This window comes from Streptomyces sp. AF1A, from assembly GCF_047340315.1.
Taxonomy (GTDB): domain Bacteria; phylum Actinomycetota; class Actinomycetes; order Streptomycetales; family Streptomycetaceae; genus Streptomyces.
This window is the reverse complement of the sequence record NZ_JBLEBI010000316.1, coordinates 1-3,687: the sequence shown is the minus strand read 5'-3', so window position 1 is coordinate 3,687 and position 3,687 is coordinate 1. Positions and strand designations below refer to the sequence as shown.

3 protein-coding genes and 2 pseudogenes are annotated in these 3,687 nt (G+C 74.3%); 3 read left to right on the top strand and 2 right to left on the bottom strand.

All coding sequences use genetic code 11. The features are described from left to right. Positions 1 to 235 (top strand): annotated as a pseudogene (locus ACLU3S_RS36245) (hypothetical protein); the annotation flags it as partial. A gap of 13 nt (positions 236 to 248) precedes the next feature. Here ACLU3S_RS36245 and ACLU3S_RS36240 read toward each other — a convergent pair. Then, positions 249 to 1,400 carry an NADH-quinone oxidoreductase subunit D gene (locus tag ACLU3S_RS36240; protein ID WP_413956227.1) on the bottom strand — a complete coding sequence of 384 codons (1,152 nt, stop codon included), beginning with the start codon at positions 1,398 to 1,400 and terminating at the stop codon, positions 249 to 251. A gap of 32 nt (positions 1,401 to 1,432) precedes the next feature. On the opposite strand from ACLU3S_RS36240, the gene ACLU3S_RS36235 reads away from it, so the two are divergent. Together ACLU3S_RS36235 and ACLU3S_RS36230 are read left to right on the top strand one after the other, a co-directional pair. Next, positions 1,433 to 1,936 (top strand): PH domain-containing protein, encoded by a 504-nt coding sequence (locus tag ACLU3S_RS36235; RefSeq protein WP_413956226.1) that lies wholly within the window; start codon positions 1,433 to 1,435, stop codon positions 1,934 to 1,936. 59 nt (positions 1,937 to 1,995) lie between these two features. Continuing rightward, entirely contained in the window at positions 1,996 to 3,300 is a 1,305-nt protein-coding gene (locus ACLU3S_RS36230) for a PH domain-containing protein (protein WP_413956228.1), read from the top strand. 62 nt (positions 3,301 to 3,362) lie between these two features. Here the strand turns inward: ACLU3S_RS36230 and ACLU3S_RS36225 are convergent. Continuing rightward, a pseudogene (locus ACLU3S_RS36225) lies at positions 3,363 to 3,687 on the bottom strand (hypothetical protein); the annotation flags it as partial.

Genomic DNA, 3,687 nt, shown 5'->3' with positions numbered 1-3,687 from the left:
GTCCCGGGCCCCGCACGGGCCCCTGAACGCCCGCGTCCTCACCCAGCGCGCCGCTCTGCGCGCCCTCGGTATCACCGGCGCACGCCCCCCGCTCGCGCTGGCCTCCACGGACCCCTCGGCCTATGTGCGCGCCCTCGCGAGCGCCGGGGAGGCCGCCGAGCTCACGGCCCCGGGCGGCCTCGGCGACTTCCGCTGGCTGCTCCAGCCGGTCGGCATCGCGGACCCGCTCGGCTGAGCCCGGCAAGGGCCTACTTGTCGATGTCGCCGACCACGAAGAACATCGAGCCCAGGATCGCCACCATGTCCGCGACCAGCGTGCCGGGCAGCAGCTCGGTCAGGGCCTGGATGTTGTTGTACGACGCCGAGCGCAGCTTGAGCCGGTACGGGGTCTTGTCGCCCTTGCTGACCAGGTAGTAGCCGTTGATGCCGAGCGGGTTCTCGGTCCACGCGTACGTGTGCCCCTCGGGCGCCTTCAGCACCTTCGGCAGGCGCTGGTTGATCGGCCCGGGCGGCAGCGCGGCCAGCCGGTCCAGGCAGGCGTCGGCGAGGTCGAGGGCGTTGTGGGTCTGCTCCAGGAGGACCTCGAAGCGGGCGAGGCAGTCGCCCTCGCCCCGGGTGACGACCTTCAGGGTGTCCTGCAGGTCGCCGTAGGCCAGGTACGGCTCGTCGCGCCGCAGGTCGAAGTCGACGCCCGAGGCGCGCGCGACGGGCCCGCTCACGCCGTAGGCGTGCACGGCCTCGGGCGTGAGCGCCCCCACGCCGCGGGTGCGGCCCCGGAAGATCTCGTTGCCGAGCACCAGGTCGTCGAAGACGTCCATGCGCGAGCGGACGGCCGCGACGACGGCACGCGCGCGTGCGGTCCATCCGGCGGGCAGGTCCTCCTTGAGGCCTCCCACGCGGTTGAACATGTAGTGCATGCGCCCGCCGGAGACCTCCTCCATGACGTTCTGGAGCACCTCGCGCTCGCGGAACGCGTAGAACACCGGGGTGATCCCGCCGAGCTCCAGCGGGTAGGAGCCGAGGAACATCAGGTGGTTCAGCACCCGGTTCAGCTCGGCGAGCAGCGTGCGGGTCCACACCGCCCGCTCGGGGACCTCCATGCCGAGCATCCGCTCCACGGCGAGGACCACGCCCAGCTCGTTGGAGAACGCCGACAGCCAGTCGTGGCGGTTGGCGAGCATGATGATCTGCCGGTAGTCGCGCGCCTCGAAGAGCTTCTCGGCGCCCCGGTGCATATAGCCGATCACCGGCTCGGCGCGCACGATGCGCTCCCCGTCCAGCACGAGCCTGAGCCGCAGCACGCCGTGCGTGGACGGGTGCTGGGGGCCGATGTTGAGCACCATGTCGGTGCTCTCCGCGGCACCGCCGATCCCGACCGTGGTCTCCGTCATAGGAGTCATGGCTCCCAGTCTCCCCTACGTACGCTGGGCCCATGGAGACGGGGAGCCGGGACGGGACCGGGATACCGGGGGACGAGACGATGTGGCGGGGGCTGCCGCCCGGGCTGCTGCGGATGCGCCGGCTGCTGCTGGTGGCGTGGACGGGCCTGCTGACGGTCGCCACCGGGCTGCTGCCGGGCCTGCTGGCAGGCCCCGCGTGGGCGGCCCTCGCGCTGGTGCCTCTGGCGTGCGCCGCCTGGGGCTGGCGGCTGCTGGGGCGCAACTGGCGCTCGTGGCGGTACGCCGAGCGCGCCGACGACCTGCTGATCAGCCGCGGTGTGCTGTGGCGCGAGGAGACGGTGGTGCCGTACGGGCGGATGCAGCTGGTGGAGGTCACCTCCGGGCCCGTGGAGCGGCGCTTCGGGCTGGCGACCGTGCAGCTGCACACGGCGGCCGCCGCGACCGACGCGACGATCCCGGGCCTGGACCCGGCCGAGGCGGAACGGCTGCGCGACCGGCTCACCGAGCTGGGCGAGGCCCGATCGGCGGGCCTGTGACCACCGCGGAGCCGGACGAGGGCATAGACCGGGGCGTAGGCGAGGGCGTGGACGAGGGTATGGCGGAGCGCCCGTCCGTCGCGGAGCGGCGGCTGCACCCGGTCACCCCCTTCCGCCGGGCGTGGGCGCCGGTCGCCGTGCTCGCCGGGTGGGCGGTGCACGACCCGAACGGGGCGCAGCAGCAGCTGACGAGACTGACCGGAACCATGCTGCTGCTGGGGCTGGCGGTGCTGGTGCCGCTGGCCGGTCTCTACGGCTTCCTGTCCTGGTGGTTCACCCACTTCGCGGTCACCGGCGGCGAACTGCGCATCCGCACCGGGCTGCTGTTCCGGCGCACCGCGCACATCCGGCTGGAGCGCATCCAGGCCGTGGACGTCTCCCGGCCGCTCCTCGCGCGCGTGGCCGGCGTCGCGAAGCTGCGGATCGATGTCGTCGGAGCCGACAAGAAGGACGAGCTCGCCTTTCTGGGCGAGCAGGAGGCGCGCGCCCTGCGCGCGGAACTGCTGGCGCGCGCGGCGGGTTTCACGCCCGAGACCGCGCAGGAGGTGGGCGAGGCGCCGGCGCAGCAGCTGCTGCACGTGCCCCCGCGCGCGCTGGCCGGCTCCCTGCTGCTGACGGGCGCGACCTGGGGGTCGCTGTGCGCCGCGCTCGTCCTGCCGTCCGTGCTGTGGTACGCCACCCACAACCTGTGGACGGTCGCCGCCACCGCCCTGCCGCTGCTCGGCGCCGCCGGCGCGAGCAGCGCGGGACGGTTCGTCGCCGAGTTCGACTGGACCGTGAGCGCGTCCCCGGACGGGCTGCGCATCGACCGCGGGCTGCTCGACCGCGCGCACGAGACCGTGCCGCCGGGCCGGGTGCAGACCGTGCGGATCGTGGAGCCGCTGCTGTGGCGGTGGCCCGGCTGGGTGCGGGTGGAACTGCACGTGGCCGGGTCCGCGAACTCGGTGCTGATACCGGTCGCCCCGCGCGCGGTCGCCGAGTCGGTCGTCGCGCGCGTGCTGCCCGGCATGACGGCGCCTCAGCAGCTGTCGCCGTCGCCGCGGCGGGCCCACTGGTGCCTGCCGGTGTGGTGGCGGGGGCACCGGCTCGCCGTCACCGACACGGTGCTCGCCACCCGGTACGGCCTGCTGAGCCGCCGGCTCTCGCTGGTCCCGCACGCCAAGGTGCAGAGCGTACGGCTGACCCAGGGGCCCTGGAAGCGCCGCTGGGGACTGGCCGACGTCCACGTGGACACCGGCGCCGGCAAGACCGTCACGGCCCGTCTGCGGGACGCCGGTGAGGCCGCGCGGCTGCTGCACGAGCAGGCGGAGCGGTCCCGCACCGGGCGCCAAGACGCCCGGCCGGACCGGTGGATGACCGGATGACACCGGGCCCGGCCCCCGCGAGGGGAGCCGGGCCCGGTGTGCGGAGCCGGTGGTCAGCGGACTCAGGAGGCCGCGCTGCGCAGCCCCTGGACGTCGATCTGCTCCGTCTCGTCGTGCGCGGTCAGGTCGATGACCTGCCGCCCGACGCCGCGCGACCGCTCGTCGGCCGGCTTGAACTCCGCCTCGGCCTCCGCCTTGTGCACCGCGAGGGCCTCCTGCCCGACGACGTCGGCGAGGTCCTCGTTCTGCACGGAGTCCAGCGCGGCCTTCGGGGTGCCCTTCTGGGTGCCGAAGAAGTCGAACCCGCCCTCGACCACCGGGCGCCGGACGGGCGCCGGCACGACGGCCACCGCGGTCGGGACGGTGAAGTGACCTCCGGGCTGCTGC

Excerpts from the sequence above, each read along its gene's own strand:
- ACLU3S_RS36235 (WP_413956226.1), top strand. The coding sequence starts at position 1,433 with ATGGAGACGGGGAGCCGGGACGGGACCGGGATACCGGGGGACGAGACG.
- ACLU3S_RS36240 (WP_413956227.1), bottom strand. The coding sequence starts at position 1,400 with ATGACTCCTATGACGGAGACCACGGTCGGGATCGGCGGTGCCGCGGAG.
- ACLU3S_RS36230 (WP_413956228.1), top strand. The coding sequence starts at position 1,996 with ATGGCGGAGCGCCCGTCCGTCGCGGAGCGGCGGCTGCACCCGGTCACC.